Origin of the sequence: Streptococcus gallinaceus (genome assembly GCF_040545695.1) — a bacterium.
In the GTDB taxonomy this organism is placed as follows: domain Bacteria; phylum Bacillota; class Bacilli; order Lactobacillales; family Streptococcaceae; genus Streptococcus; species Streptococcus gallinaceus.
On record NZ_JBEPMK010000001.1, the window covers coordinates 294,707 to 321,073 of the forward strand.

General features: G+C 43.1%; 21 protein-coding genes. 17 read left to right on the forward strand and 4 right to left on the reverse strand.

Features of this window, described 5'->3' with window-relative positions; translation table 11 throughout:
- The first annotated feature begins 262 nt into the window (after positions 1 to 262).
- From ABID27_RS01540 to ABID27_RS01550, 3 genes are read left to right on the forward strand one after another with little or no spacing between them, the layout of a single operon-like run.
- Positions 263 to 484 carry a helix-turn-helix transcriptional regulator gene (locus ABID27_RS01540; RefSeq protein WP_253362835.1) on the forward strand — a complete coding sequence of 74 codons (222 nt, stop codon included), beginning with the start codon at positions 263 to 265 and terminating at the stop codon, positions 482 to 484.
- Complete coding sequence (locus tag ABID27_RS01545) at positions 477 to 1,232, forward strand: DUF3169 family protein (protein ID WP_354279748.1); 756 nt, start codon at positions 477 to 479, stop codon at positions 1,230 to 1,232. Before ABID27_RS01540 ends, ABID27_RS01545 begins: the two co-directional genes overlap by 8 nt.
- A gap of 9 nt (positions 1,233 to 1,241) precedes the next feature.
- Complete coding sequence (locus tag ABID27_RS01550) at positions 1,242 to 1,886, forward strand: CPBP family intramembrane glutamic endopeptidase (RefSeq protein WP_354279750.1); 645 nt, start codon at positions 1,242 to 1,244, stop codon at positions 1,884 to 1,886.
- 43 nt (positions 1,887 to 1,929) lie between these two features.
- On the opposite strand, the gene nrdF is transcribed toward ABID27_RS01550, so the two are convergent.
- From nrdF to nrdH, 3 genes are all read right to left on the reverse strand, one after another.
- Positions 1,930 to 2,889 (reverse strand): class 1b ribonucleoside-diphosphate reductase subunit beta, encoded by a 960-nt coding sequence (nrdF, locus tag ABID27_RS01555; RefSeq protein WP_253362841.1) that lies wholly within the window; start codon positions 2,887 to 2,889, stop codon positions 1,930 to 1,932.
- A gap of 278 nt (positions 2,890 to 3,167) precedes the next feature.
- Entirely contained in the window at positions 3,168 to 5,327 is a 2,160-nt protein-coding gene (gene nrdE / locus ABID27_RS01560; RefSeq protein WP_354279752.1) for a class 1b ribonucleoside-diphosphate reductase subunit alpha, read from the reverse strand.
- A 31-nt stretch (positions 5,328 to 5,358) separates the two neighbouring features.
- Entirely contained in the window at positions 5,359 to 5,580 is a 222-nt protein-coding gene (gene nrdH / locus ABID27_RS01565) for a glutaredoxin-like protein NrdH (protein ID WP_253362845.1), read from the reverse strand.
- Positions 5,581 to 5,861: 281 nt separating this feature from the next.
- On the opposite strand from nrdH, the gene acnA reads away from it, so the two are divergent.
- The 14 genes from acnA to ftsY all read left to right on the forward strand — a co-directional run bounded on the left by acnA (position 5,862) and on the right by ftsY (position 24,516).
- On the forward strand, positions 5,862 to 8,531 hold the full coding sequence (acnA, locus tag ABID27_RS01570; RefSeq protein ID WP_354279754.1) for an aconitate hydratase AcnA: 2,670 nt from the start codon (positions 5,862 to 5,864) through the stop codon (positions 8,529 to 8,531).
- The gene (locus tag ABID27_RS01575) at positions 8,528 to 9,646 is read left to right on the forward strand and encodes a citrate synthase (protein ID WP_354279756.1); all 1,119 of its coding nucleotides are present in this window, start codon (positions 8,528 to 8,530) and stop codon (positions 9,644 to 9,646) included. Before acnA ends, ABID27_RS01575 begins: the two co-directional genes overlap by 4 nt.
- A 2-nt stretch (positions 9,647 to 9,648) precedes the next feature.
- Entirely contained in the window at positions 9,649 to 10,830 is a 1,182-nt protein-coding gene (gene icd / locus ABID27_RS01580) for an NADP-dependent isocitrate dehydrogenase (RefSeq protein ID WP_354279758.1), read from the forward strand.
- A 143-nt stretch (positions 10,831 to 10,973) separates the two neighbouring features.
- A complete protein-coding gene (locus ABID27_RS01585) occupies positions 10,974 to 11,237 on the forward strand; it encodes a phosphocarrier protein HPr (RefSeq protein WP_049617645.1) in 264 nt (87 codons plus the stop codon).
- 4 nt (positions 11,238 to 11,241) lie between these two features.
- Positions 11,242 to 12,969, forward strand: a complete 1,728-nt coding sequence (gene ptsP / locus ABID27_RS01590) for a phosphoenolpyruvate--protein phosphotransferase (RefSeq protein WP_354279760.1) — start codon at positions 11,242 to 11,244, stop codon at positions 12,967 to 12,969.
- A 98-nt stretch (positions 12,970 to 13,067) separates the two neighbouring features.
- On the forward strand, positions 13,068 to 13,754 hold the full coding sequence (gene rnc, locus ABID27_RS01595) for a ribonuclease III (protein ID WP_253362856.1): 687 nt from the start codon (positions 13,068 to 13,070) through the stop codon (positions 13,752 to 13,754).
- Positions 13,754 to 17,287 (forward strand): chromosome segregation protein SMC, encoded by a 3,534-nt coding sequence (gene smc, locus ABID27_RS01600; protein WP_354279763.1) that lies wholly within the window; start codon positions 13,754 to 13,756, stop codon positions 17,285 to 17,287. Before rnc ends, smc begins: the two co-directional genes overlap by 1 nt.
- A 1-nt stretch (position 17,288) precedes the next feature.
- Positions 17,289 to 18,116, forward strand: a complete 828-nt coding sequence (locus tag ABID27_RS01605) for a Cof-type HAD-IIB family hydrolase (RefSeq protein WP_354279765.1) — start codon at positions 17,289 to 17,291, stop codon at positions 18,114 to 18,116.
- 257 nt (positions 18,117 to 18,373) lie between these two features.
- Positions 18,374 to 19,120, forward strand: coding sequence for a S8 family serine peptidase (locus tag ABID27_RS01610; protein ID WP_354279767.1), 747 nt, complete (start codon positions 18,374 to 18,376; stop codon positions 19,118 to 19,120).
- Between the two features lie 11 nt (positions 19,121 to 19,131).
- Positions 19,132 to 19,488 carry a hypothetical protein gene (locus ABID27_RS01615; protein ID WP_354279769.1) on the forward strand — a complete coding sequence of 119 codons (357 nt, stop codon included), beginning with the start codon at positions 19,132 to 19,134 and terminating at the stop codon, positions 19,486 to 19,488.
- A 50-nt stretch (positions 19,489 to 19,538) separates the two neighbouring features.
- The gene (locus ABID27_RS01620; protein ID WP_354279771.1) at positions 19,539 to 21,176 is read left to right on the forward strand and encodes an Fn3-like domain-containing protein; all 1,638 of its coding nucleotides are present in this window, start codon (positions 19,539 to 19,541) and stop codon (positions 21,174 to 21,176) included.
- A gap of 370 nt (positions 21,177 to 21,546) precedes the next feature.
- Positions 21,547 to 22,344, forward strand: a complete 798-nt coding sequence (locus ABID27_RS01625) for an HAD family hydrolase (RefSeq protein WP_354279773.1) — start codon at positions 21,547 to 21,549, stop codon at positions 22,342 to 22,344.
- Positions 22,338 to 23,150: a Cof-type HAD-IIB family hydrolase gene (locus ABID27_RS01630; RefSeq protein ID WP_354279775.1), complete on the forward strand. Its 813-nt coding sequence runs from the start codon at positions 22,338 to 22,340 to the stop codon at positions 23,148 to 23,150. Before ABID27_RS01625 ends, ABID27_RS01630 begins: the two co-directional genes overlap by 7 nt.
- 1 nt (position 23,151) lies before the next feature.
- Complete coding sequence (ftsY, locus tag ABID27_RS01635; protein ID WP_354279777.1) at positions 23,152 to 24,516, forward strand: signal recognition particle-docking protein FtsY; 1,365 nt, start codon at positions 23,152 to 23,154, stop codon at positions 24,514 to 24,516.
- Positions 24,517 to 24,828: 312 nt separating this feature from the next.
- Here the strand turns inward: ftsY and zwf are convergent, their stop codons facing one another.
- A complete protein-coding gene (gene zwf, locus ABID27_RS01640; protein ID WP_354279778.1) occupies positions 24,829 to 26,313 on the reverse strand; it encodes a glucose-6-phosphate dehydrogenase in 1,485 nt (494 codons plus the stop codon).
- Between the last annotated feature and the right edge of the window lie 54 nt (positions 26,314 to 26,367).

The window sequence follows — 26,367 nt, forward strand, 5'->3', positions numbered from 1 at the left end:
AAGACTCTTTTTTTGACAAAAATCATAACTTTTTTGACAATAATTATTGTCAACATTAAAATGATGTGTTACAATTCAAGTGTAGAGAAAACAAATATTAAAGGAGTAAAAATACTATGTCAAAACTATTAGAAAATCTAAAACATCAAAAACATCAAAAACATCAAAAACGTCAAAAATGTCAAATGATCAGGAGTGGCTTGGGAGATAATGAGTTGATAATCTCAAGGAAAACCGTCCTGTGAACTAGGGGGGATCAAGAATGGACTATATCTTAAAAAATCGGCTCAAGGAACTGCGAGCCAGAGATGGTTACAATCAGACTGAGTTGGCTCAGTTAGCTGGAGTCTCGCGTCAGACCGTTAGCCTGATAGAGCGGGGAGACTACCAGCCGTCGGTGGTGGTAGCCCTGCGGATTGCACAGATTTTCAATGAATCAGTAGAACATGTCTTTCGTTTAGAGGAGGTTGGGGACAATGAATAAGAAAAATACAGTATTCAAAAAGCGGATGATTTACTTTGCTATGTATGGAGTAACCGGCTTGCTATTGGGATATCTTGCTCCTGCTTTGGTAGGAGTTGTGAATGGTATGGAGCTCAGTCTTTCAACCGCTAGAAATACTCTTTTACTCGTGACAAATTTGGCTTTTGCCTTGACCTTCCTGATGGGAATTGTCTTTTACCAACGTGCAAGAAAGGCTGAAAAAGCATACAATGAAGCAAATATGGATGATGACCAGTCTGTCGCTCAGCTTTATACAAGGCTCTACCGCAACATGGAGTATGCTGTGGTGATTGGGAATATCGAAGGAGTTTTAGCAATTTTTAACCTTATGCTAGGGTCGCAGTTATTATTCCAGTCGACTGGTGCTGAGTTGAGTTTGCCGATGTATGGATTTTTAGAATTGATTTTACTCAGTATTTTCCAAACTCGCCTTTTCAAGCTGATTGAACGAGTTCGCCAGTATAAATTGTCTGTTTTTTCAACGGCGAGCGAAATCAAAGCCTATGTTAATTCTTATGATGAGGGTGAGCGCCAGGTCAATTTTGAACAGAGTTTTGTGACACTTTTTAACCTCAATCAGAAAGTGCTACCGATTCTTTATGTAGCTGTCTTTGCCGTTTCTGTCATCAGCCGGAGCCAGCAGTTGATGGCTTATCTGGTGGTAGCCTTTGTTCATATTTACATTAATCTCAGCCAGTGCCGCATGGTCAAAGAGTATTTTAAGTAAGGAGTGGGTATGAAAAAAATTATTTCTAGCAGTCTGTTGTTAATTTTGTGGTTGTTTCTCTATATACTAAGTTCAGGGCTGATGCAGGTAGGACCGCATATGAGGGGACTTCCTTTTCTAGTTTGGGGTATGACTGTGATAGGGATTATGCTGCTGAGCTTGCTTATCTGGTTTTACCATTACATCTACAAGGGCATGAAGTGCGATTTGTCTGGTTTGGATGCAAAGTTTCAAAAGGTTTGGGGACCGATTGTTCTCTACGTTCTATTTATGGTGTTGCAAGTGCTTTTCCCGGTAAAGGCTGGTACCAATCAGCGAGCCTTGATTGATATTATCCAAGCTGTACCGATTCCAGCATTTTTCAATACAGTCATTTTTGCGCCAATCTTGGAAGAATACATTTTCCGAGGCATATTACGTGGCTACTTTTTCCCGGAAATTGCAAGTATGAGACAGGCAATTGTCTATTGTTTGGTATCTGCTAGCTTCTTTTCTCTCCTTCATATGCCTAACACACCGATTCATTTCTTGATTTATGGGACAATGGGATTTGCATTTTCTTGGCTTTATCTGGCAAAAGATGACCTCCGCTATCCGATTGGTCTCCATATGGCAAATAATCTTCTCGCTTTTGTGAGTATCCTGCTGGTCTAAAAAGAAAACTCCTTAGAAATTTGATTTCTAAGGAGTTTTTTGATTATAAACCGAAATTGTAGTCATCGTCCTGCATGGCTTCAACTGTACCAAGGAGGTAACCGTTTCCGACCTGACTGAAGAAGTCGTGGTTGGATGTTCCAGTGGAGATACCGTTCATGATGATTGGATTGACATCATCGGCTGAGTCTGGGAAGAGTGGATCTTGTCCCAAATTCATGAGAGCCTTATTGGCGTTGTAGCGGAGGAAGGTCAACACTTCCTCAGTCCATCCGACTTGGTCGTAGAGGGATTGAGTGTATTTTTCCTCGTTTTCATAAAGTTGGTAGAGGAGATTGTACATCCAGCTACGGAATTCTTCTTGCTCTTCTTGAGGCAATTCATTAAAACCAAGTTGGAATTTGTAACCGATATAAGTCCCGTGAACGGACTCATCGCGGATGATGAGTTTGATAATCTCAGCAACGTTGGCTAGTTTATTGTTACCCAAGTAGTAGAGTGGAGTGAAGAAGCCAGAGTAGAAGAGGAAGGTTTCAAGATAAGTTGATGCAACTTTCTTCTGTAGGGCGTTTCCGTTTTCGTAAATATCGTTGATGATACGAGCCTTCTCTTGAAGATACTCATTGTTGTTGGTCCATTCAAAAATTTCTTCGATTTCAGACTTAGTATTCAAAGTTGAAAAGATTGAAGAGTAGGATTTTGCGTGGACAGATTCCATAAATTGGATATTGTTGAGAACAGCTTCTTCGTGAGGTGTACGAACGTCGGCACGAATGGCCTCCACACCAGATTCAGACTGCATGGTATCCAAGAGAGTCAATCCCCCGAACACTTTACCGACCAAATCTTTTTCCACGGCTGAAAGTTTACGCCAGTCATCCAAGTCATTTGACAAAGGAATACGTGTATCGAGCCAAAATTGCTCCGTCAACTTTTCCCAAGTAGACTTGTCGATGACATCCTCGATGGCATTCCAGTTTATAGCTTCATAGTAAGTTGTCATGAAAATTTTCTCCTAACAGAGTGATACAGTTATTATAACATAAATCAAAGAACCCGGATGAAAGCCCTAGGTTCTATGAAAATTCTAGAATTTATAATTTTTCTATTGATAGAGATGAGGAAGCAGGAGCGCTAACTCCAAGTTTTCTGTGCCTTACGACACGAAGCAAAAGGTGTCGATCATACACCTTTTGCGCAGTTAGTGAGGTAGCTAGCCAATGCACCATAGTGCTTGGCGTAGAAGGCTTAGGAGCTAAGGCTCCAATCCTTCTTGCTACGTCAAATCACACAGCTTTCACATTGGTTTGCGCCGACTTCTTCACCGTCATCTGTAAAGGTGCGGACATAGTAGATAGACTTAATGCCTTTGTTGAAGGCGTAGTTGCGCAAGATAGAAAGGTCACGAGTGGTTTGTTTGCTTTCGGTTTTCCATTCGTAGAGTTCTTTTGGCAATTCGCTGCGAAGGAAAAGTGTCAATGAAAGACCTTGGTCCACGTGCTCTGTTGCAGCAGCATAGACATCAATCACTTTACGCATATCCATATCGTAAGCCGACTTGTAGAATGGAATAGTTTCAGTTGAAAGTCCAGCAGCAGGATAGTAAATCTTACCGATTTTCTTTTCTTGACGCTCCTCAATCCGTTGTGTAATTGGGTGGATAGAAGCAGATACGTCATTGATATAAGAAATCGATCCGTTTGGCGCTACCGCAAGACGGTTTTGGTGGTAAAGACCATCTGCCATGACTTTGTCACGGAGAGCAGCCCAATCTTGTCCGTCTGGGATGAAGATGCCGTCGAAGAGCCCTTTGACTTTATCAGAATTTGGTTGGTAGGCACCAGTTACGTATTTGTCGAAGTAAGTGCCGTTAGCGTAGTCTGATTTTTCAAAGTTAGCAAAAGTTTCCTTGCGTTCGCGAGCAATGTTGTTTGATTCTACCAAAGTCCAGTAGTTGAGGAGCATGAAGTAGATGTTTGTAAATTCGACAGCTTCAGCTGAACCGTAGTCCATGAGATTTTGTGCGAGATAAGAGTGAAGTCCCATGGCACCGAGTCCGATTGAGTGGGCTTGTTTGTTCCCGTGGGCAACAGTTGGTACAGCAACGATGTCAGAATGGTCAGTGATGTAAGTCAAGGCGCGTGTCATCACACGGATTGATTTTCCAAAATCAGGTGATTGCATCAAGTTGACAATGTTAGTCGAACCCAAGTTACATGATACGTCAGTTCCCATATCCAGGTATTCTTGAGCGTCATTGATGACACTTGGTTTTTGCACTTGAAGAATCTCTGAACAGAGGTTGGACATGATGATTTTTCCGTCTACTGGATTTGATCTGTTAGCTGTATCAATGTTGATGATGTATGGGTAGCCAGATTCTTGTTGGAGTTTTGAGATTTCAGTTTCCAAATCACGGGCCTTGATTTTTGTTTTGCGAATACGTGGGTTAGCAACGAGTTCGTCATATTTTTCAGTGATGTCAATGTAGCTGTAAGGTACACCGTATTCTAATTCGACTGAGTATGGGCTGAAGAGGTACATATCTTCATTTTTACGTGCCAATTCGTAGAATTTATCTGGAACAGTGATTCCGAGGGAAAGGGTCTTAACACGTACTTTTTCATCAGCGTTTTCTTTCTTAGTAGAAAGGAAGGAGATGATATCTGGGTGGAAGACATCCAGGTAGACAACCCCCGCCCCTTGACGCTGACCGAGTTGGTTAGAGTAGGAGAAGCTATCTTCGAACAGTTTCATGACAGGCACGACACCAGATGCGGCTCCGTCGTATCCCTTGATCGGGGCACCAGCTTCGCGCAAATTGCTGAGCGAAATCCCAACGCCACCTCCGATACGAGAGAGTTGGAGGGCAGAGTTGATGGAACGACCGATAGCGTTCATATCATCCGTCACTTGGATGAGGAAACAAGATACCAATTCTCCACGGCGAGCACGACCAGCATTCAAGAAACTTGGTGTCGCAGGTTGGTAGCGCAAGTGGATCATCTCATTTGCCAACTCTTTGGCTAATTCTTCATTTCCCTCTGCAAAATAGAGAGCGTTGAACAAGACGCGGTCTTCCATGCTTTCAAGGTAGAAGCTACCATCGTTGGTTTTCAAAGCGTATTGGTTGTAGAATTTATAGGCCGCCATGAAAGACTTAAATGTAAAGTTTTGTGATTTCAAAAATGCAGCTAATTCTTCAATAAAGTCTGCGCTGTACTGCGCCAAAAATTCACTTTCAAGATAGTTTTCTTCCAATAAATATTCGATTTTGTCAGCCATAGTATCGAATTTCATGGTATTTGGTTCAACATTTTCCTTAAAAAATGCAGCCAAAGCATCTTGGTCTTTATGAAGAGGGATTTGTCCGTTTACAGGACGATTGATTTCATTATTGAGACGGAAGTAAGAAACGTCTCCCAAGTTTTTCAAGCTCATAATTTTTTCTTTCTAAATCTTAAAAAAGGAATTAACCCACAAGGTTTTTCAATTTACTTGGTTGGAATCCAGAGAAACTTTCGGTTTCTGTTTCCACAACAGGAGCTGCTGAGAAACCTAAGTCTTTGACGTGTTGGATGAATTCAGGTTGTTCGTCGAGGTTGATTTCCTTAAATTCAATATTTTTTTCATCTAAAAAGCGTTTTGTCATCTTACATTGGACACAGTTGTTTTTTGAATAGACAGTTACCATCATTTTCTCCTTAAATTTAATACTGTACTAGAATACACTGAAAAAGAGCAAAAGTCAAATGAGAAAAACTAAATATTGGGTGCTGAAAACGGTATATACACAATATATAGTGCAAACCTTATTAAACAGGCATTTGTGGTTGACAGAGAATTTCATGAAAGAGAGGCAGTGTTTTCAAAAGTTATTTATATGTTAGAAATTATAACACAGAAATCAAAATAATATTGCAATAATTTTCAGAATATTGTATAATATCCCCAATAGAAAACGGAGGTTTTGAGATGATGGAACAGGTAAAGAAAATCATAACAGACGGATCTCGTTCATTTTCATATTTTGATATAGCGACTGCTTGCTTAAATGAAGGTGTGCATATTTCTACTCTTCCTTATACAGTACGTATTCTTCTTGAAAGTTTATTACGGAAAGAAGATGGTGTGGATGTTACAAAATATAACATTGCTACGCTTATTCGTTACCAGGCGAGTGCACCCAAAGGAGAAGTGCCTTTCAAGCCTAGTCGTGTGATTTTGCAGGACTTTACGGGGGTTCCAGTGGTGGTGGATTTGGCTTCTATGCGGGATGCGGTTGTTAAACGTGGCGGCAATCCTGACCTTATCAATCCAGAAATTCCAGTTGACTTAGTTGTAGACCACAGTGTGCAGGTTGATGTGTTCGGCACGGATACGGCTCTAGAGGAAAATATGGCTTTGGAATTCACTCGCAATCATGAACGCTATGAATTTCTCAAGTGGGCGGAAAATTCTTTTGACAACTATCGTGCGGTTCCACCAGCGACTGGTATCATTCATCAGGTTAATATCGAGTTTTTGAGCGATGTGATTATTGAAAAGGATGGTCTACTTTACCCAGATTCTATGTTTGGGACGGATAGCCATACGACCATGATTAACGGGATTGGTGTCTTAGGCTGGGGTGTCGGAGGCATCGAGGCCGAAGCGGCAATGCTAGGTGAAGCGTCTTATTTCCCTGTTCCTGAAGTCATCGGTGTTCGTTTGACGGGGCGTTTGCCGAAGATTGCAACTGCGACGGATTTAGCTTTGAAGGTCACGCAGGTCCTCCGTCAGGAAAATGTAGTCGGTAAATTCGTTGAGTTTTTTGGTCTAGGATTGGCTAGTCTGTCCTTAGCAGATCGTGCGACAGTTTCAAATATGGCACCTGAATATGGCGCGACGTGTGGTTATTTCCCTATTGATGATGAGACGCTCAACTACATGCGCTTGACCAATCGTTCGGAGGAGCATATCCGTTTGACAGAAGCCTATGCTAAGGCGAATCATCTCTTTTACGATGAAAATACGACGCCGACCTATACAAAGGTTATCGAGCTTGATTTGTCGACTATTGTACCAGCAATTTCGGGGCCAAAACGTCCTCAGGATTTGATTGCCCTAACAGATGCCAAGGAAGAATTTCAAGCCAGCTTAGTGCGTGAGGTCGGTGTTCGTGGCTTTGGTTTGACTGATGATGAAGTTGCCAAATCAGCGACGGTACACTTTGCGACAGAGGACGTGGAAATTTCAACAGGACATGTCGCTATCGCAGCCATTACCTCTTGTACCAATACTTCAAACCCATACGTCCTCATGTCAGCGGGACTTCTAGCTAAGAAGGCAGTTGAGCGTGGATTGCAGGTTTCAAAAGCTGTGAAAACATCGCTGGCACCGGGCTCAAAAGTGGTGACAGGGTACTTGCGCAATTCTGGTCTGCAAGCATACTTGGATCAACTCGGCTTCAACTTGGTGGGTTATGGCTGCACGACTTGTATCGGAAACTCGGGTGATTTTTTGCCAGAGGTAGCTGAAGCTATCAAGTCAGAAGATTTGCTGGTATCTGGTGTCTTATCTGGCAATCGAAATTTTGAAGGACGGATCAATCCGCTTGTCAAGGCCAATTTTCTAGCCAGTCCGCCACTGGTAGTGGCTTACGCTCTGGCGGGCACTATCAATATTGACTTGACGACAGAACCGCTTGGATATGATGAGACTGGACAAGCTGTCTATTTAGACGATGTCATGCCGACGCAGGAAGAAGTTGCAGCCTATGTGGACAAGTATGTGACCTGTGATTTGTTTGAAGAAGAGTACAAGCAGGTCTTTACGGACAGTCGACGTTGGAATGCCATTGAGACCAGCACCGGGAAAAATTACGCTTGGAATGAAGCATCGACCTACATCCAAAATCCGCCTTACTTCGATGAGTTAAAGGAAGATTTGACTATTTCTCCTTTGAAAAATCTAGCGGTTCTGGCTAAGTTTGGAGATACGGTTACCACAGACCACATCTCACCAGCGGGAAATATCGCACGTACCAGTCCTGCGGCTCAGTACTTGGCTGAAAATGGGGTTGATTACCAAGATTTCAACTCATATGGTAGTCGCCGTGGAAACCACGAAGTCATGATGCGGGGGACATTTGCCAATATCCGCATCAAGAATGAACTAGCTGACGGAAAAATTGGTGGCTGGACCAAGTATGACGACAAGATTCTTCCTATATATGATGCCGCTATGACCTACAAGGAAGCGGGTGTTGGAAGTTTGATTATTGCAGGCAAGGACTACGGAATGGGTTCTAGTCGTGACTGGGCAGCAAAAGGGGCTAGTCTTCTTGGGGTCAAAGCAGTGCTGGCAGAATCCTTTGAGCGTATCCACCGTTCCAATCTGGTCATGATGGGTGTGCTGCCTCTGCAGTTTTTAGAGGGAGACAGTGCAGCTAGTCTTGGTCTGACAGGAGCAGAACGATTTGATATTGATGTGACGGAGGAGGTAAGAGTTGGGCAAATCGTCACTGTGCGAGCAGTCAGTGCTGCGGGCGTCAAGGAGTTTAAAGTTAAAGTACGATTTGATGCAGATGCGGATATTCGCTATTATCGCTACGGCGGTATTTTGCCGATGGTTGTCAAGAAAAAAATGGGGGAATTAGCATGACAGACAGTATGGGTCTTAAGGATATGATTGCCTGTGATACGCGAATCAGTGCCATCGAAAATGATGAACTATCCTATGCGGGCTACAATATTTCTGAGTTTATGGAGAATAATGCCTCTTTTGAGGAGGTCATTTATCTCTTGTGGAATCTGCATCTGCCAACGCAGATTGAACTCAATCATTTTGAAGAACGCCTGCGACAGGAGTATGCGATTTCAGATGCAGTGGAGCAGTGCATTCTTATCCAGTCGCGCAAGCACCTCCATCCTATGAGTGTTTTGCGTTCGACGGTTTCCCTCTTGGGTGTTTACAATATTCATGCGGAGGAAAATTCGATTGAGGCCATGTACGACCAATCCATCCAGATTATGGCCAAGGTGCCGACCATTATTGCTACTTTTGCGCGGCTTCGTCAGGGCTTGACTCCCATTGCTCCGAGGGAGGATTTGGGTTTTGCGGCCAATTTTCTCTATATGCTAAAGGGAGAAGAGTCTTCTGAATTGGAAGTGCGAGCTTTTAATAAGGCGCTCATTCTCCACGCAGACCACGAGCTCAATGCTTCGACTTTTGCGGCGCGTGTGACGGCTTCGACCTTGACAGATATCTATTCTTGTGTGACGACAGCTATCGGTACGCTGAAAGGTTCGCTTCATGGAGGTGCCAATGAACGAGTGTTCGACATGCTGATGGATATTCGGGAGTCTGGTGATACAGAGAGTTACCTGCGTCAGAAGTTGGATTCTAAAAAAAAGATAATGGGGTTTGGTCATCGGGTTTATAAGACGGTTGATCCGCGGCAAAAATATTTAAAAGAAATGGCGCTGGCGCTGACTCAAGGAACGGATGATGAAGAGTTTTACAATTTATCCCAAGAAGTAGAAGAGTTTATTCGCCATGAAAAGGGCTTGATTCCAAATGTGGACTTTTACTCGGCAACGGTTTATCATGTGCTGAGAATTGACAGTGACATCTTTACCTTGATTTTTGCTATGAGTCGGATGTCAGGCTGGATTGCCCATGTGCAAGAGCAAAAGAAAAATAACAAACTCATTCGGCCGCGTTCGCATTATGCAGGGCAAAGAGACTTGGTTTATATGCCAATCAATCGGAGGTAAGTATGGCAGAGAAGATTTTCATGAAAGATGGCATTTTGCAGGTGCCTAGTCATCCCATTATCTCTTATATAGAAGGAGATGGTGTCGGGCAGGATATTTGGAAAAATGTGCAAGAAATCGTTGACAGGGCAGTTGAGAGGACTTATGATGGTCAGTGTTCTATTGCCTGGCAGGAAGTTCTGGCTGGAGAAAAAGCTGTTGCTTTGACAGGAACGTCTTTGCCGGCGGAGACTTTGAAAGTTATCAAAGAGAGTCTGGTAGCTATCAAGGGACCGCTTGGGACGCCAGTTGGTGAGGGCATGCGTTCGCTCAATGTGGCGCTTCGTCAGGAATTGGATTTATTTGCCTGTGTGCGGCCTGTCCGGTATTTTAAGGGAGTTCCTAGTCCGCTCAAGGAGCCTGAAAAGGCCAATGTGGTCATTTTCCGAGAAAATACGGAAGATATCTACGCGGGTATCGAGTGGGAAAAAGGAACTGCAGAAGTAGAGCGAGTTATCCGATTTTTACAAGAAGAAATGGCTGTCACTAAAATCCGCTTTCCAGAGACATCGGCCATCGGAATAAAACCCATTTCCCAAGAAGGCTCGGAACGCCTGATTCGTTCGGCAATCCAGTTCGCCCTTGACAATGACTTGACGACAGTGACTCTTGTTCATAAGGGAAATATTCAAAAGTTCACAGAAGGTGGTTTTCGTAAGTGGGGCTACGAGTTAGCCCAGCGTGAATTTGCCAGAGAATTAGCAGACGGTCGTCTTCTTGTCAATGACATCATTGCGGATAATTTCTTGCAGCAAATTCTTCTTCACCCTGAAAACTTCCAAGTCGTGGCTTTAACCAATCTCAATGGCGATTACGCCAGCGATGCGGTAGCGGCTCAGGTCGGAGGGATTGGTATTTCGCCAGGAGCCAATATCAACTATATGACAGGTCATGCTGTCTTTGAGGCGACACACGGGACGGCACCAGATATCGCTGGTCAAGATAAGGCAAATCCTTGCTCCTTGCTCTTGTCTGCTGTCATGATGATGGATTACCTAGGCTGGAAAGAAGCGGGGCAGCGGATTACACGTGCAGTCGAAGAGACTATTTTATCAGGGCAAGTCACAGCTGACTTTGCGCAAATGATTGGAAAAGACGCACTTTCCACTTCGGAATTTTCTAAAAAAATCATTGAAAGATTATAGAGAAATCTTGTTTTCTGAAACTGTAAATTTGAATGTAGCATAGAAAATTCTTGAAAATGAAAGTGAGAAATGGTATAATATAGAATTGTAAGGGTTATCACAAGTAACCTACAATTTTTGAAAAAACAAAGGAGAAACCAAACATGGCTTCAAAAGATTTCCACATTGTGGCAGAAACAGGTATCCACGCACGTCCAGCAACTTTGCTTGTTCAAACTGCTAGCAAATTCGCTTCAGATATTACATTGAACTACAAAGAAAAATCAGTTAACTTGAAATCAATCATGGGTGTTATGTCACTTGGTGTTGGTCAAGGTGCTGATGTAACAATCACTGCTGAAGGTGCAGATGCTGATGACGCTATCGCAGCTATCTCAGAAACAATGGACAAAGAAGGATTGGCATAAGACTATGACAGAAATGCTTAAAGGGATTGCAGCATCCGACGGTGTTGCTGTTGCTAAGGCATATCTACTAGTTCAACCAGATTTGTCATTTGAAACTGTTTCAGTTGAAGATACAAATGCAGAAGAAGCTCGTCTAGATGCTGCTCTGGCGGCGTCGCAAGACGAGCTTTCTCTTATTCGTGCGAACGCAGTAGACAGCCTCGGTGAAGAAGCCGCAGCGGTTTTCGATGCTCATTTGATGGTTCTTGCTGACCCAGAAATGATTGGTCAAATCAAAGAAACGATCCGTGCTAAGAAAACAAACGCCGAAACTGGTTTGAAAGAAGTAACAGATATGTTCATCGCGATTTTTGAAGGTATGGAAGACAACCCATACATGCAAGAACGCGCTGCAGATATCCGCGACGTTGCAAAACGTGTCTTGGCTCACCTTCTTGGTGCAAAATTGCCAAACCCAGCAACAATCGATGAAGAGTCAATCGTGATTGCACATGACTTGACACCTTCTGATACTGCTCAATTGAACAAACAATTTGTAAAAGCTTTCGTAACAAACATTGGTGGTCGTACAAGTCACTCTGCTATCATGGCGCGTACGCTTGAAATCGCAGCAGTTCTTGGTACAAACAACATCACTGAAATCGTTAAAGACGGCGACATGCTTGCTGTTAACGGTATTACTGGTGAAGTCATCATTGATCCTACAGAAGAACAAATTGCAGCATTCAAAGAAGCTGGTGAAGCATATGCTAAACAAAAAGCTGAGTGGGCTCTTCTGAAAGATGCTCAAACTGTAACAGCTGACGGCAAACACTTTGAATTGGCAGCCAACATCGGTACACCTAAAGACGTTGAAGGTGTAAACGATAACGGTGCTGAAGCTGTTGGTCTTTACCGTACAGAGTTCCTTTACATGGATTCACAAGACTTCCCAACTGAAGATGAGCAGTACGAGGCTTACAAAGCTGTACTTGAAGGCATGAACGGCAAACCAGTCGTGGTTCGTACAATGGATATCGGTGGTGATAAGGAACTTCCTTACTTCGACCTTCCACATGAAATGAACCCATTCCTTGGATTCCGTGCTCTTCGTATCTCTATCTCTGAAACTGGGGACGCTATGTTCCGCACACAGATTCGTGCCCTTCTTCGTGCATCTGTACATGGTCAACTTCGTATCATGTTCCCAATGGTTGCGCTTCTTAAAGAATTCCGCGCAGCTAAAGCTATATTCGACGAAGAAAAAACGAAATTGGTTGCAGAAGGTGTTGCCGTTGCAGATGATATCCAAGTAGGTATCATGATTGAAATCCCAGCAGCAGCTATGCTTGCTGACCAATTTGCAAAAGAAGTTGACTTCTTCTCAATTGGTACAAACGACTTAATCCAATACACAATGGCTGCAGACCGTATGAACGAACAAGTATCATACCTCTACCAACCATACAACCCATCAATCCTCCGTTTGATCAACAACGTTATCAAAGCAGCTCACGCTGAAGGTAAATGGGCTGGTATGTGTGGTGAGATGGCTGGTGACCAACAAGCAGTTCCGCTTCTTGTCGGAATGGGCTTGGATGAGTTCTCAATGTCAGCTACTTCAGTACTTCGTACACGTAGCTTGATGAAGACTCTTGACACTGCTAAAATGGAAGAGTACGCAAACCGTGCCCTTACAGAATGTTCAACAGCAGAAGAAGTGCTTGAGCTTCAAAAAGAATATCTTGGTTAATACAGAAACACGGCTTCAGTCGTGTTTTTTTACTGGTCAAATACAGGATGACAGCTAGATTTATGGTATAATAAAAGGACTGATGAAAAGGAGTTTTTATGGAAAACTTACGAGAAAAATTAGCGAGAGAATTTGGAATTCACGTACAAGATTTGAGTCTTTTTGAGACAGCTTTTACCCACACCTCTTACGCAAATGAGCACCGCCTTCTAAAAATTTCACATAATGAACGCTTGGAATTTTTAGGAGACGCTGTTCTACAACTAATCATATCTCAATACCTGTACAAACGGTATCCTCAAAAACCAGAGGGCGAAATGTCCAAAATGCGCTCTAGCTTTGTGCGTGAGGAGAGTTTGGCAGGCTTTTCGCGTTCCTGTGGATTTGACGCCTACCTTCTTTTGGGAAAAGGGGAAGAAAAATCCGGTGGTCGGAGCCGAGAAACCATTCTAGGGGATGCCTTTGAGGCATTTCTAGGAGCTCTTTTGTTGGATCAAGGGGTGGATGTGGTTGAAAAATTCCTCTATCAAGTCATGGTTCCGCATCTGGAAAATGGCACCTTTGAACGTGTGACAGACTACAAGACGATTTTGCAAGAGATGTTGCAGGTTAATGGCGAAATTGAGATTGCCTACAAGGTTGTCAGCGAGACAGGACCAGCACATGAGAAGGTATTCGAAGTGGAAGTCGCTGCCAACAATCAAGTCATCGGTCGCGGAGTTGGTCGTTCTAAGAAGATGGCAGAACAAGCTGCCGCTAAGAATGCTGTGGAGGCTCGTTCCTAATGTATTTGAAATCAATTGAGATGCAGGGGTTTAAGTCCTTTGCGGATAAGACCAAAGTGGTGTTCGACCAAGGGGTTACCGCAGTTGTTGGTCCAAATGGTTCTGGAAAATCCAATATCACAGAGAGTCTGCGTTGGGCCTTGGGGGAATCTTCCGCAAAAAGTCTGCGTGGTGGCAAGATGCCTGATGTAATTTTTGCTGGGACTCAAAATCGTAAGCCGCTCAATTATGCCTCAGTGGCGGTCACTTTGGACAATAGCAAGGGATTTATTGCCAATCGTTCAGCTGAAATCAAGGTTGAGCGTCATATTTATCGGTCGGGGGATAGTGAGTATCTGATTGATGGACAAAAGGTTCGTCTGCGGGATATTCACGATCTCTTCATGGATACTGGTCTGGGGCGTGATTCTTTTTCAATCATTTCCCAAGGTCGTGTGGAAGCAATTTTCAATTCTAAGCCGGAAGAACGCCGTGCGATTTTTGAAGAAGCTGCTGGCGTTTTAAAATACAAGACTCGGAAAAAAGAGACAGAGACTAAATTGTCCCAAACTCAAGACAATTTAGATCGTTTGGAAGATATCATCTATGAGCTGGATAATCAGGTTAAACCGCTTGAAAAGCAAGCTCAAGTTGCGAGACAATTTTTAGAATTAGATGGCAAGCGAAGCGAGCTTTACTTGGATGTTTTGGTAGAGCAGATTCGTCGTGGACGAGCAGAGTTGACTGCCAAAGAAGAAAGTCTAGCTCAAGTACGTGCTGAGCTGTCAGAGTACTATGCCCAACGGGATCAACTTGAGAAAGAAAATCAAGAACTCAAGAGCAAGCGGCATCAATTTGCCGAGAAGCTGGATGAAGAGCAAAATAGTTTACTGGATGTGACACGTCTGGTGAGTGATTTGGAACGAAAAATTGAAGTTCATCAGCTGGAATCCAGTCAAAATGAATCCAGCAAGAAAGACGCTCAGGAGCGCCTGGCTGGCTTGGCTGAGAAGCTTGGTCATTTGCAGAAGCAGCTGCTAGAAAAAGAATCTCATGAAGCAGATTTGAAAAAGGATCTGCAGGCAGTACGCGAGCGCTTGACTCAAGTTTCTCAAGAAATTTTGCATTTTTCAGAGGATCCAGATCAAGTGATTGAACACTTGCGGGAGCAGTTTGTCAAACTCATGCAGGTAGAAGCTGACCAGTCCAATCAATTAACCAAATTAGAGCAAGAAATCGCCAATCAAATCCATCAGTCTGAAAGCCAGTCTCAAGAATTGGAAAAACTAGAGGAGAGTCGGCAAAAGACAGAGCAAGAATTAGAAAAAAGCCAAGCAGAATTGACTCTTGCAGAGGAAACTCTTAAGGCGCTTCTTGCTAGTTATGAAACGACTCGAGCAGAACTTGTTGATGCGGAAAGCCGGTATCAGCAGGAGCAAGCAAGTATGTTTGATTTGCTGGACCAAGTGAAGGCAAAACGAGCGCGTCAGGCCAGTCTAGAAGCGATCTTGAAGAATCATTCCAACTTCTATGCCGGTGTTAAAGCGGTCTTGCAAGCCAAGGAACAGCTGGGTGGGGTTATCGGAGCGGTCAGTGAGCATTTGACCTTTGATACTCAGTATCAAACTGCCTTGGAAATTGCCTTGGGCGGTGCTAGCCAGAATATCATCGTAGAAGATGAAGCGGTTGCCAAGCGTGCCATTGCTTTTCTTAAACAAAATCGTCAGGGACGGGCGACCTTCTTGCCTGTTACGACCATTAAACCGCGCCAAATTGCGGGCCAGTTTTTACAGACATTAGAAGCGACCCAAGGTTATCTGGGGAGGGCGGATGAGTTGGTTTCTTACGAGCCTCGTTTGGCCAATATTTTCCAAAACTTACTGGGGGCGACGGCAATTTTTGATACGATTGACCATGCCAACCAAGCAGCGCGAGCTACACGTTTCCAAGTTAGAATAGTAACCTTAGACGGTTCAGAAATCCGTCCAGGTGGTGCCTTTGCCGGTGGTGCCAATCGCAACCAAAACACAACCTTTATCAAGCCTGAATTGGATGAGTTGTTGGTAGAGATTGAGGCATTATCAACCGACTTGCGCCGTCAGGAAATACAAGTTGCCGACGTGAAAGATGCCTTGGACGAGGTCCGTACTCGCATAGAATCCATCAAAGAAGAGGGCGAAGCAGCTCGATTAGCAGAGCAGAAATGCCGCCTATCGCACGAGCAAATTCTTGAGCGGATGTCTGATATTACCCGCTTGTACGAATTGCAAATGGGACAAGTTGCAGGTGGCAATCTTTCTGAGCTACAAGAATTGAAAGTGTCTACGGAAGCTTCTTTGGTAGATTTTGCACAGAAAAAAGTAGCATTAAATCGACAAATCGAGGAAGTGAAGCACAATCGCGATGCCATTCAGGAGAGTTTGCAAAAACTACAGAATTCTCAGTCTCAGTTAAAAGTGGAAGAAAATCAACTGACCAGTGAAATCCGATTTGCCCAGACAGAATCCAAGCGTTTGAGTGAAGAAATTGGTCAAGCTGAACATGAATCTTCTATTTTGCAGACCATTATTGACCAAAAAATCGAGGCTATGGATGACACGAGCTTAGAAGTGTTGGAAGAGCAGCTTCAGCAGGCTCAAGCTAAGAAAACGGATATCAATCAATCTCTTGTACGCTTGAAATTTGAGCTTGAGGATATTGAGGGAAGTTTGGAAGATTTGGAAGGTCACTTGGAGCAAGCCCGTCTGAAAAATGATGATCTCATTCGTCGTCAAGCCAAGTTAGAAGCGGATGTAGAGCAAGGTGGACAGCGGCTTCGTAGTCTGGTCTTGAATCTGACAGAGAACTTCAAGATGAGTTTTGATGAAGCCGACCAGCAAGCGAAAACTTTGGAAGACTTGGCTAGTGCTGAAAAGGAACTCAAGGACTTGGAGCGCGCCATTCGTGCCCTTGGACCGGTCAACTTGGATGCTATCGAACAATACGATGAAGTCAATAGCCGCCTAGCCTTTCTATCTAGCCAGCGTGAAGATGTCTTGTCTGCGCGTGATTTGCTCTTAGCGACAATCAACGATATGGACGACGAGGTAAAAGAGCGCTTCAAAGTGACATTTGATGCTATTCGCGAGTCATTCCAATTGACCTTTAAGCAAATGTTTGGTGGCGGTTCGGCAGACTTGATTCTGACTTCGAGCGACCTTTTGACTGCTGGAGTAGAGATTTCGGTGCAGCCACCAGGTAAGAAAATTCAATCCCTCAATCTCATGTCCGGTGGTGAAAAGGCCTTGTCAGCCTTAGCTCTGCTCTTTTCAATCATCCGTATCAAAACCATTCCCTTTGTGATTTTGGATGAGGTTGAAGCGGCGCTTGATGAGGCTAATGTCAAACGGTTTGGGGATTACCTCAATCGCTTTGATAAGTCCAGCCAGTTTATCGTTGTGACCCATCGCAAGGGGACAATGGCAGCAGCAGACGCCATTTATGGGGTAACCATGCAAGAGTCTGGTGTCTCTAAGATTGTCTCCGTTAAGTTGAAAGATGTAGAAAAATTGTAAAATGAAAAAAATTTTAGCAAGTGATATGGACGGAACTTTCCTAGCTTCCGACCATACTTTTGATAAGGTGGCTTTTCGAAAGCTCCTTGATGATTGTAAAGAAAAGGGCTACCTTTTTGTGGCGGCCAGTGGTCGACCACTTTTGAGCTTGGAAAAAGTATTTGCAGGCTTTGAAAATGACATGGCTTTTGTTGCGGAAAACGGCTCGATTGTTTCCTATCAAGGTCAGATTCTTTTTGAAGACGAGCCCATTCCTCAAGAAACCTACTTGGAGATTGTCGATGCCATTGAAGAAGGGCCTTACGGAAACCAAGGTCTGACAGTCTTGTCAGCACGTACGGGTGCTTATATGTTGACGGAAAGTCATCCTGAATACTTTGACTTGATTTCACAGTTTTATGTTAACACTCAGCGTGTGGATTCATTTTCTCAGGTGACGGAAAATATTATCAAGATGGTCGCTGCTTTTCCAGATGAAAAGATGGCAGAAGCGCAAGCTTGGCTCAATCAAAAATTTCCTCAAGTAGTGGCTGTCACTACGGGTGGTGATTCGGTGGATATTATCTTGTCAGGTGTCAACAAAGCGATTGGCTTACAGAAACTCTGTGACTATTTTGATGTGACTGCCGCAGACATTGTTGCTTTTGGTGACAATCAAAATGACCTAGAAATGCTTGATTTTGCTGGACTGGCTATCGCAACAGAAAATGCCAGACAAGAAGTAAAAGACCGAGTAGACCAAGTCATCGGCCACTGTAATGATGGCGCGGTGTTGAAGTTTATGGAAGAGTATGTAAACAAGGGGAATAGGCTCAAATCACTGAAATGAGTCTTTCCAGTAGAGCTTGAAACCTTTTGGTTTCAAGCTTTTTTCTATGCACATTTTATAAAAAATAGTAAAGAACTCTTAGGATTAATGATGCATAATAACAAAACTAGGTTAACCTAACAAAGAATTCGTATAAAATAAATAATGTGCCAATCATAAAATGACGCAACAATAAAAACAAAGGAGTAATGTATGAAAAGAAAGTTTAGTCGCATTCTTTCGCTGTCGTTAGTAGCCAATCTGCTACTAGCTCAAGTGTGCCTGTTCACGCAGAAGTTGAGACGGCGCTAGTCGAGAGAATCAGACGGAAAGTAGCCAGCCACTCACTCACCATGTATGAGTGTGCTTTGCAAAAACGTGCAGAGTACCACGCTTTGTCTGATGAGTATAATAAGGAAATAGAAGAGGGTGAAAAACCTCGAAAAAACTTTATCGTCAGTGTGGCTGAAGGTCAAAAAGAGGCTGTAAAAGCAGCAGTACTTGCTATTCCAGGAGCTAAAATTGATGTCGAATATAACACGTTGATCAATGATTTCTCTGTGGAAATCAATAAAGAGTACAGTGAGCAACTGCGTGCCATAGCCGGTGTGGTTTCTTGCAAGCCTGACCCAAAAATGAAATTTAATCCGGTCATGTTGAATGCTCGTGATGTGACTAGCTCAGATTTGGTGCAGGCGGTGGACAAGGTTTATGGTAAAAATAAAAACATCCAGGCGGATGGGCGTGGCTTGGTCATTGCTACACTGGATACTGGGGTGGATATTCACCATAAGAGTATGCGTTTGGATACCGATGGAAAGGATGGTAAAGTTGACTTTCAACCAAAAATTGCTTCAGGAACTTACGGTTACCAGTTTACTGAAAAAATTCCTTATGGTAAAAACTATATCGCTACCTATGGTACCAATAATACTGACCATGATGAAAATAATCTAAGAGACAGTCGGACGAAATCTTCACATGGGATGCATATTGCAGGGACGATTGCCGCAAAGGTGTACTAGTTCTTGGTGCCATGGGAAATGCCTCAACTTCAACGAGTTCATTTGACAATTATGCCAATAAAGCGTTCAAGCAAGATGGATCTGTCTGGGACCAAGCTGATACTGAGATGATGGATGCGGTCCCCGCTATGGACTTTACTATGGGTGTTGGTGCCACACGAAATAGTGTGAGCCGTGAGCACAATGTAAAAATCGGAGATGACAATCTTGTATTCGCACCGATTGCTGAAAATTTTGTAAAATTGTATTCAAAATCCACTAAAGATGTTGAAATTGTGGATGCTGGGTTCTTAACGCAACAAGAATTAGACGGTACCAATGAAGTAGCTGGCTACGGAGTTAACCTCAAAGACAAAAAGCTCTTCTAGTAAAATGTGGCTATAATTCTGTTTACGAAAAAGTGCAGCTAGCGGACAAAGTGAAAGCAGCGGGCATTATCATCGCTAATGGAGCAATTGACCACAAGGGTCGGGATATTTATAGCACCCGTCCAGATTACACACAAGCAACATTGGAGCCAGATTTCAATGTTTGGGCGATTAGTATCAGTGGTGATGCCGGTGAAGCCTTGGTTGCAAAAGTCAATCAAGCATCTGGAACTTACTCAACTAAACTAACCTTTGACCGTTCGGTTGAGAAAAAAGACTTGAAAATCGGAAATGGTGTTGCAGGATTTAGCCAATGGGGACCAACACCAACTCTTCGTTTGAAACCAGAAGTCGTTGCCCCAGCTGAAAATATCTTGTCAACAGAACAAGTAGATGAATCTGGTTCTAAATACGGTTATCAATCAGGGACTTCATTCTCAACTCTGATTACATCAGCGGTCTCAGCTTTAGCGATTTATCGTCAAAAAGAACTTGCTCCGACATTGGAAGGAATGGACAAGACAGAGTTTCTTAAAACCTTGGTAATGGCTGGTGCAGATCCGAACTACGATGATAAGACCAAAGGTGGCCATGCTGAGGAGGGTGGAAAATTGGAATATTCTCCACGTTCACAAGGTGCAGGGATGGTCAATGTTGATAAAATGCTGTCAATCAATGTTATCATCACCCGAGAAAATCCAAATATCCCCGTACCAAATGATAGCCTCGATGAAAACAATCCATGGGACACCAATAAAGATGGAAAAATTGATAAAACCCACCGCAACATTCCAGCGGCAGAACTAGGCGAAATTGGTAATGAAACCAAATTCACCCTGACCTTGACCAACTATTCAGATAAGGATGTTTCCTATAAAATCAAACCAGGTAAGGTGTTGAAAGAAACGACAGTGCCCGTTGTCAAACGTTACGACGAGAGTTGGAGCGCAGATGAGGGAGCTGTAAAAACAGAGACAATCAATGAAATTCATTCGGCGGTTGCAGAAGGTTCAAGCATTAAGGATAATCGCAATGGAGAAGTGACTGTTCCTAAAAACGGAAAAGTAACAGTTGAGTTTACTCTTAATGTCGCAGGCGTGAAGAAGAATAACTTCGTAGAAGGGTATCTCTACTTTGAACCAACGGAGAAGAGTGGCGAGCAACGGTTGTCCATTCCTTACCTAGGATTCTATGGTGATTGGAAAGTAGAACCTGTCCTAGATACCCTCGATAAACCAAATGAACTGAAGACTTCGGTTTATGGTGGTACGGGTCTCTATGTTGAAAATTCAGCCAATGCAAGCAGCAGTCACGGTAGTTCTGCAATGGTTATTCCACGTTTTTACTTGTTGCGTGACTCTAACGGCTTGAAAGTTGACGTGCTAAAAGAGCCATACGACACTAAAAAATCACTTGAATCACAAGAAGATAAGATTTTGATGCGTAAGTTTGATACTTTAGGGAAAGATATCTTACAGCACTATCCTCGCGTATTTAATTCATGGATGTTTGAAGACTCTAAATACAAGACAAGTGTGACAGTACCAAAACGTGAATTTGGATGGTACGGCACGGTCAGCAAGTCTGAGATGGAGAAACGCAAAGAAGCTCAAAGTGCAGGTATTTTGGGACTTGTTATAGCCACAGTTGCCTTCTTCTTGTTGAAAAAGAAAAAAGATAAGAAATAATTCTCTCAAAAAAAACAAGGTCCGTAATGGACTTTGTTTTTTAGCTATGTCTGAAAAGATAGAGAAATCCGTTAAATATCCGGGAAAGCATTAGTCGAAAACGTTCTATTTTGATATAATCGTTAGGAGAGTCATAAGATGAACGGATTATCTGTGGATTTCTAAGATGAAGGAATAGTATAAAAATAGAGAAATCCAATCAGAATTAGACAGATTTTTCTCTTTTACTAAATACTATGATTAGTAAGAAATCCGCTTATTTGGTATAATTGAAAAGAGAAAATCAAGTCATTTTCTGTAATGGATAGAAACAGGCGAGGCCCTATTTTTTGAGGTTTACTAGCCTGAAATCAACTTAGGAGAAAATTGTATGATTAAACTGATTGCGACAGATTTGGATGGTACGTTTTTAGATGATCAGAGTCAGTTTGACCGCGAACGTCTAGCCAAACTATTGCCAAAACTTCGTGAAAAAAGAATTTATTTTGTAGCAGCAAGTGGGCGTGCCCTCTCTTCGTTGGAAAGAGAATTTGCTGGCTTTGAAGACCAGATGCTTTTTTTAGGTGAAAATGGTACCGTTGTACGCTCAAAGGATAAGATTTATTATGAGGAAATCATGCCTCGTGAGCTTTACATGGGTATTGTTCGAAGTATCAAGGAAAGTCGCTTCCAAAATGCTGATGCGATTCACATTTCAGGTAAAAATGGTGCCTATGCCCTGAAGAGTATTAGTCCAGAATACCTAGCCTTCATGAAGCATTATTATCCAGACTTGATCTTGGTAGATGATTTTGAAGAGGTTGAGGATGAGATTTATAAAGTTGGAGCTAATTTTGTACCTGAGGAGCTGAAGGCGGCGGCTGAGTGGTTGACTGAGACTATCCCAGGTGTTGTATCCATGACCAGTGGTTTTGAGTGCTTGGATATTATGTTGGACCATGTAGACAAAGGAAATGGTTTGGCACATTTGTGTGAGACATTAGGAATCCAGGCGGATGAGGTACTTGCTTTTGGAGACAACTTCAATGATGTTGGAATGTTGCAATTTGCAGGAAAGGCAGTCGTTCCTGAAAATGCTCAGCCAGAAATCAAAGCCTTAGCAGATGAAATTATCGGAGACCACGATACGGGTTCCGTCATGACCTATATGGAGGAAATTGCATGTTAATCAAACTAATCGCCCTGGATCTTGATGGGACACTATTGAACAGTCAAAAAGAAATATCGGTTGCAAACAAGGAAGCCTTGAAAAAAGCCAGTCAGGCTGGCGTGAAAGTTGTGATTACAACTGGTCGCCCCTTACCAGCAGTAGAGCCATTCTTGAAAGAGTTAGACCTCATCGGAGATGACCAATACTCACTGACCTTCAACGGAGGCTTGATCCAGACCAACACTGGTAAAGTGATTGACCAGATTGGCTTTGGAATGGAGGAAGTGATAAAGCTTCGCGAAGTAACCAACCAGTTGGGACTACCTCTTGATATTGTCCGTGGTGGCGATGTCTATGTTTTGTCTTCTGCGGTTGACTCGCTCTACCCAACCTGCAACCCACTTTTGAATTATCTGCCAACAGAGTTTTCAGACTTGCCAGTTGGTGTTGAGTTCAACAAAGCAATCACAGCTGTCGCCCAAGATTACTTGGATGAACGGATTCAGGATATTCCAGAAGAACTCCATGAGCAGTTCGAAATTTTCAAATCACGAGATATCATTCTGGAGTGGAGTCCTAAGGGTGTACACAAGGCAAATGGTCTAGAAAAATTGATTGCTCATCTGGGATTGACACGTGACCAAGTCATGACATGTGGCGACGAAGAAAATGATTTTTCCATGATTGAGTGGGCAGGTCTCGGATTCTGCATGGCAAATGGCTCTGACAAGGTAAAAGCTGTCGCAAACGTCGTGACACCAATGACCAATGACGAAGACGCAGTTGCCTGGGCTGTTAACAAATACGTATTAAGCGAGGGATAAGATGGGTTTATTTGACCGACTATTTAGTCGTAAAAAAGAAGAGACAGAAGAGATTTTTTCAGAGGAAGTTACTTCTGAAACTCTTGATGCTGCCACTGACAGTTCAGATGTCACTCCAGAACAAGCCGATGTTGTTCCTGTCGAGACCGAGGAAGCAGTTACTGACGCTTCAACTGAGGAACCTGAAGGAACACAAGAGCCGGTTCTTGATATAGAGGAGCCTGAACAAGTCTCGGCTGAAGTCCAACCACAGGTAGAAGAAGTCGAAACTCCTAGCCAATCTGCTCAAGTTGCGGCTTATTATGCAGCAAAAGAAGCTGCCGCTAAGCGCTTGGAACAAGCAGCGGAAACGGGCGAATCTGTCGCTATCCAGACCAAGTCAGAGGCTGGTCTTGTAGAAGTAGAAGCGCCACAAGAAGACGACGAAGTCGCACCTTCTGAGACACAGGAAGAAAAATACAGCCGTAGTCTTAAAAAAACACGGACTGGTTTTGGGGCCAAACTCAATGAGTTTTTTGCCAATTTCCGTACAGTAGATGAGGATTTCTTTGAAGAATTGGAAGAATTGTTGATTCTTTCAGACGTCGGAGTCAAGGTGGCTTCAAGATTGACAGAAGACTTGCGCTATGAGGCCAAGTTAGAAAATGCCAAATCTTCAGCAGATTTGCGACGTGTTGTCATTGAAAAACTAGTAGATATCTATGAAAAAGACGGTTTTGACAATGAAAAAATCAATCTTCAAGACAATCTCACTGTCATGCTGTTTGTAGGGGTAAATGGAGTTGGTAAGACAACTTCAATCGGGAAATTAGCCTACAAATACAAGCAAGCAGGCAAGAAAGTCATGTTGGTCGCAGCAGATACCTTCCGTGCGGGAGCAGTTGCCCAGTTAGCTGAATGGGGACGTCGAGTAGATGTTCCGGTGGTAATTGGCCCTGAAAAGTCAGATCCAGCCTCAGTCGTTTTTGATGGGATGGAACGTGCTATAGTAGAAAATGTAGATATTCTCATGATTGATACCGCAGGTCGTCTTCAAAATAAAGATAATCTCATGGCTGAGTTAGAAAAAATTGGTCGTATTATCAAACGTGTATTACCAGACGCTCCGCATGAAACCTTGTTAGCTGTCGATGCCTCAACTGGACAAAATGCGCTTAGTCAAGCCAAGGAATTTTCAAAAATTACCCCTCTGACAGGCTTGGTCCTAACGAAAATTGATGGAACTGCCCGTGGTGGTGTTGTCCTAGCGGTGCGTGAAGAACTAGATATCCCAGTTAAATTCATCGGCTTTGGTGAAAAGATTGACGATATCGGAGAATTCCATTCAGAAGACTTCATGAAAGGACTTCTTGAAGGACTTGTGTAAGAAGAATAAAAGAGAGTGGGACAAAAATCGTGATTTCGCAGAAATCGATTTTGCGGACACTTACCTTGCAAGTTCCGTTTCCAGCTTAAAAAGGTCTCCCATACCTTTTTAACCCACCACCGCACAGTTGACTAGCTTCAAAGGTTCAGGGGAATCTTTGAAGGTTGGAGATAGAACTAACAAAGTTAGTCACAAGATTCGAAATTACTTGTATGGCAAGGAATGAGAACATTCAGTCAACCTCTGCGTCAAACTGCTAATTCTAAAAATAGTAAAGAACCTAGGACTGAGTCTCAGGTTCTTTTCTTGTTGTTACAATAAACCGCGTTCACGGTACCAAGTATCTGGTTTCCAGTGCCAGTCGGTTCCATAGCTTTCAAGCAGGTCAAATGCAGCCTGTGGCCCCATGCTACCAGCTGGATAGAGGTGAAGTGGCACTTGGTTTTCTTGCCAAATACGAACGACTTGGTCAATAAATGTCCAGCTCGCCTTGACTTCCTCCCAGTGGCTGAAGTTAGTTGAGTCGCCATTTAAGACATCGAAGAACAATTTTTCGTAGGCTTCAGGTGAATTCCCAAGAGCATCTGCATTGTGGCGGAAGCTCAATTTTGCAGGAGTGAGTGAGAAACTTGAACCAACTTCTTTCCCGTTGATAAAGAGAGAAAAGCCTTCGGTTGGTTGGATATAGATGGTCAGGATATTTTGCTCTGCATGCTGTCCAAAAATATCAGTCGCTTTTTTGAAGACAATGGTCACGCGAGTTCCTTTTTCGGTCAAACGTTTTCCAGTTCGGAAAAAGAAGGGAACGTCGCGGAAGCGGTCTGTATCTACAAAGAAGACACCACCTGCAAAGGTTTCTGTTTGAGAATTCTCTGTGATATTTGGCTCATCTAGATAGGCAGCGTAAGTATGACCGTCAATTTGGCCATCTGTGTACTGTCCACGGATGAAGTTGCGCTTGATTTCCTCATTGGTCTGCTTTTTCAGATTTTGGAAAACTTTGATTTTCTCAGTACGAACATCGGCTTCGTTAAAGCTTTTTGGTGTATCCATTGCCAGAATAGATAGGACTTGCAGTGCGTGATTTTGAATCATATCTTTCAGCGCACCAGAGTGGTCATAGTAGCCACCTCGGTCTTCGACACCAATTGATTCTGCAAAGCTGATCTGCACATTGTCAATGAAGTCGCGGTTCCAGATATGCTCGAAGATAATATTGGCGAAGCGAACGGCAAAGATATTTTGCACCATCTCTTTACCTAGATAATGGTCAATACGGTAAATTTGGTCTTCCTCAAATGTTTCAGCCAATTCAGCATTGAGTTTTTCGGCAGTCGCCAAGCTCGTACCAAATGGTTTTTCGATAATCAAGCGCTCAAAGCCCTTACCATTGACAATTTCTTCGGATTTAAGATGTTTTGCAATGGTTCCAAAGAATTCGGGTGCCATAGAAAGGAAGAAAACCTTGTTTTCCTGTGTACCATACTGCTGGCCTAGTTTGGCTTGCAGTTGACGCAGGGCAACATAGTGCTCTGTATCATTGACATCGTGGCTTTGGTAGTAGAAGTGACTGGCAAATTCGTACGCTTGACGAGGATTGTCCGGCAAGTTTCCCAAGGATTCGATAACGGTTTGTTCAAAAAATTCTTTTGTCCAAGGACGACGAGCAGTTCCAATAACGGCAAAATTTTCCGCAATGTGTCCTGCCTTGTAAAGACGGAAAAGTGATGGGTAGAGTTTGCGTTTTGCAAGGTCCCCGCTGGCTCCAAAAATTGTAAATAATACTGGTGTTGTCATCGTTTCATTCCAATTCTAAAAATATTCATTTTAGTATACCATAAATTTTCTGAA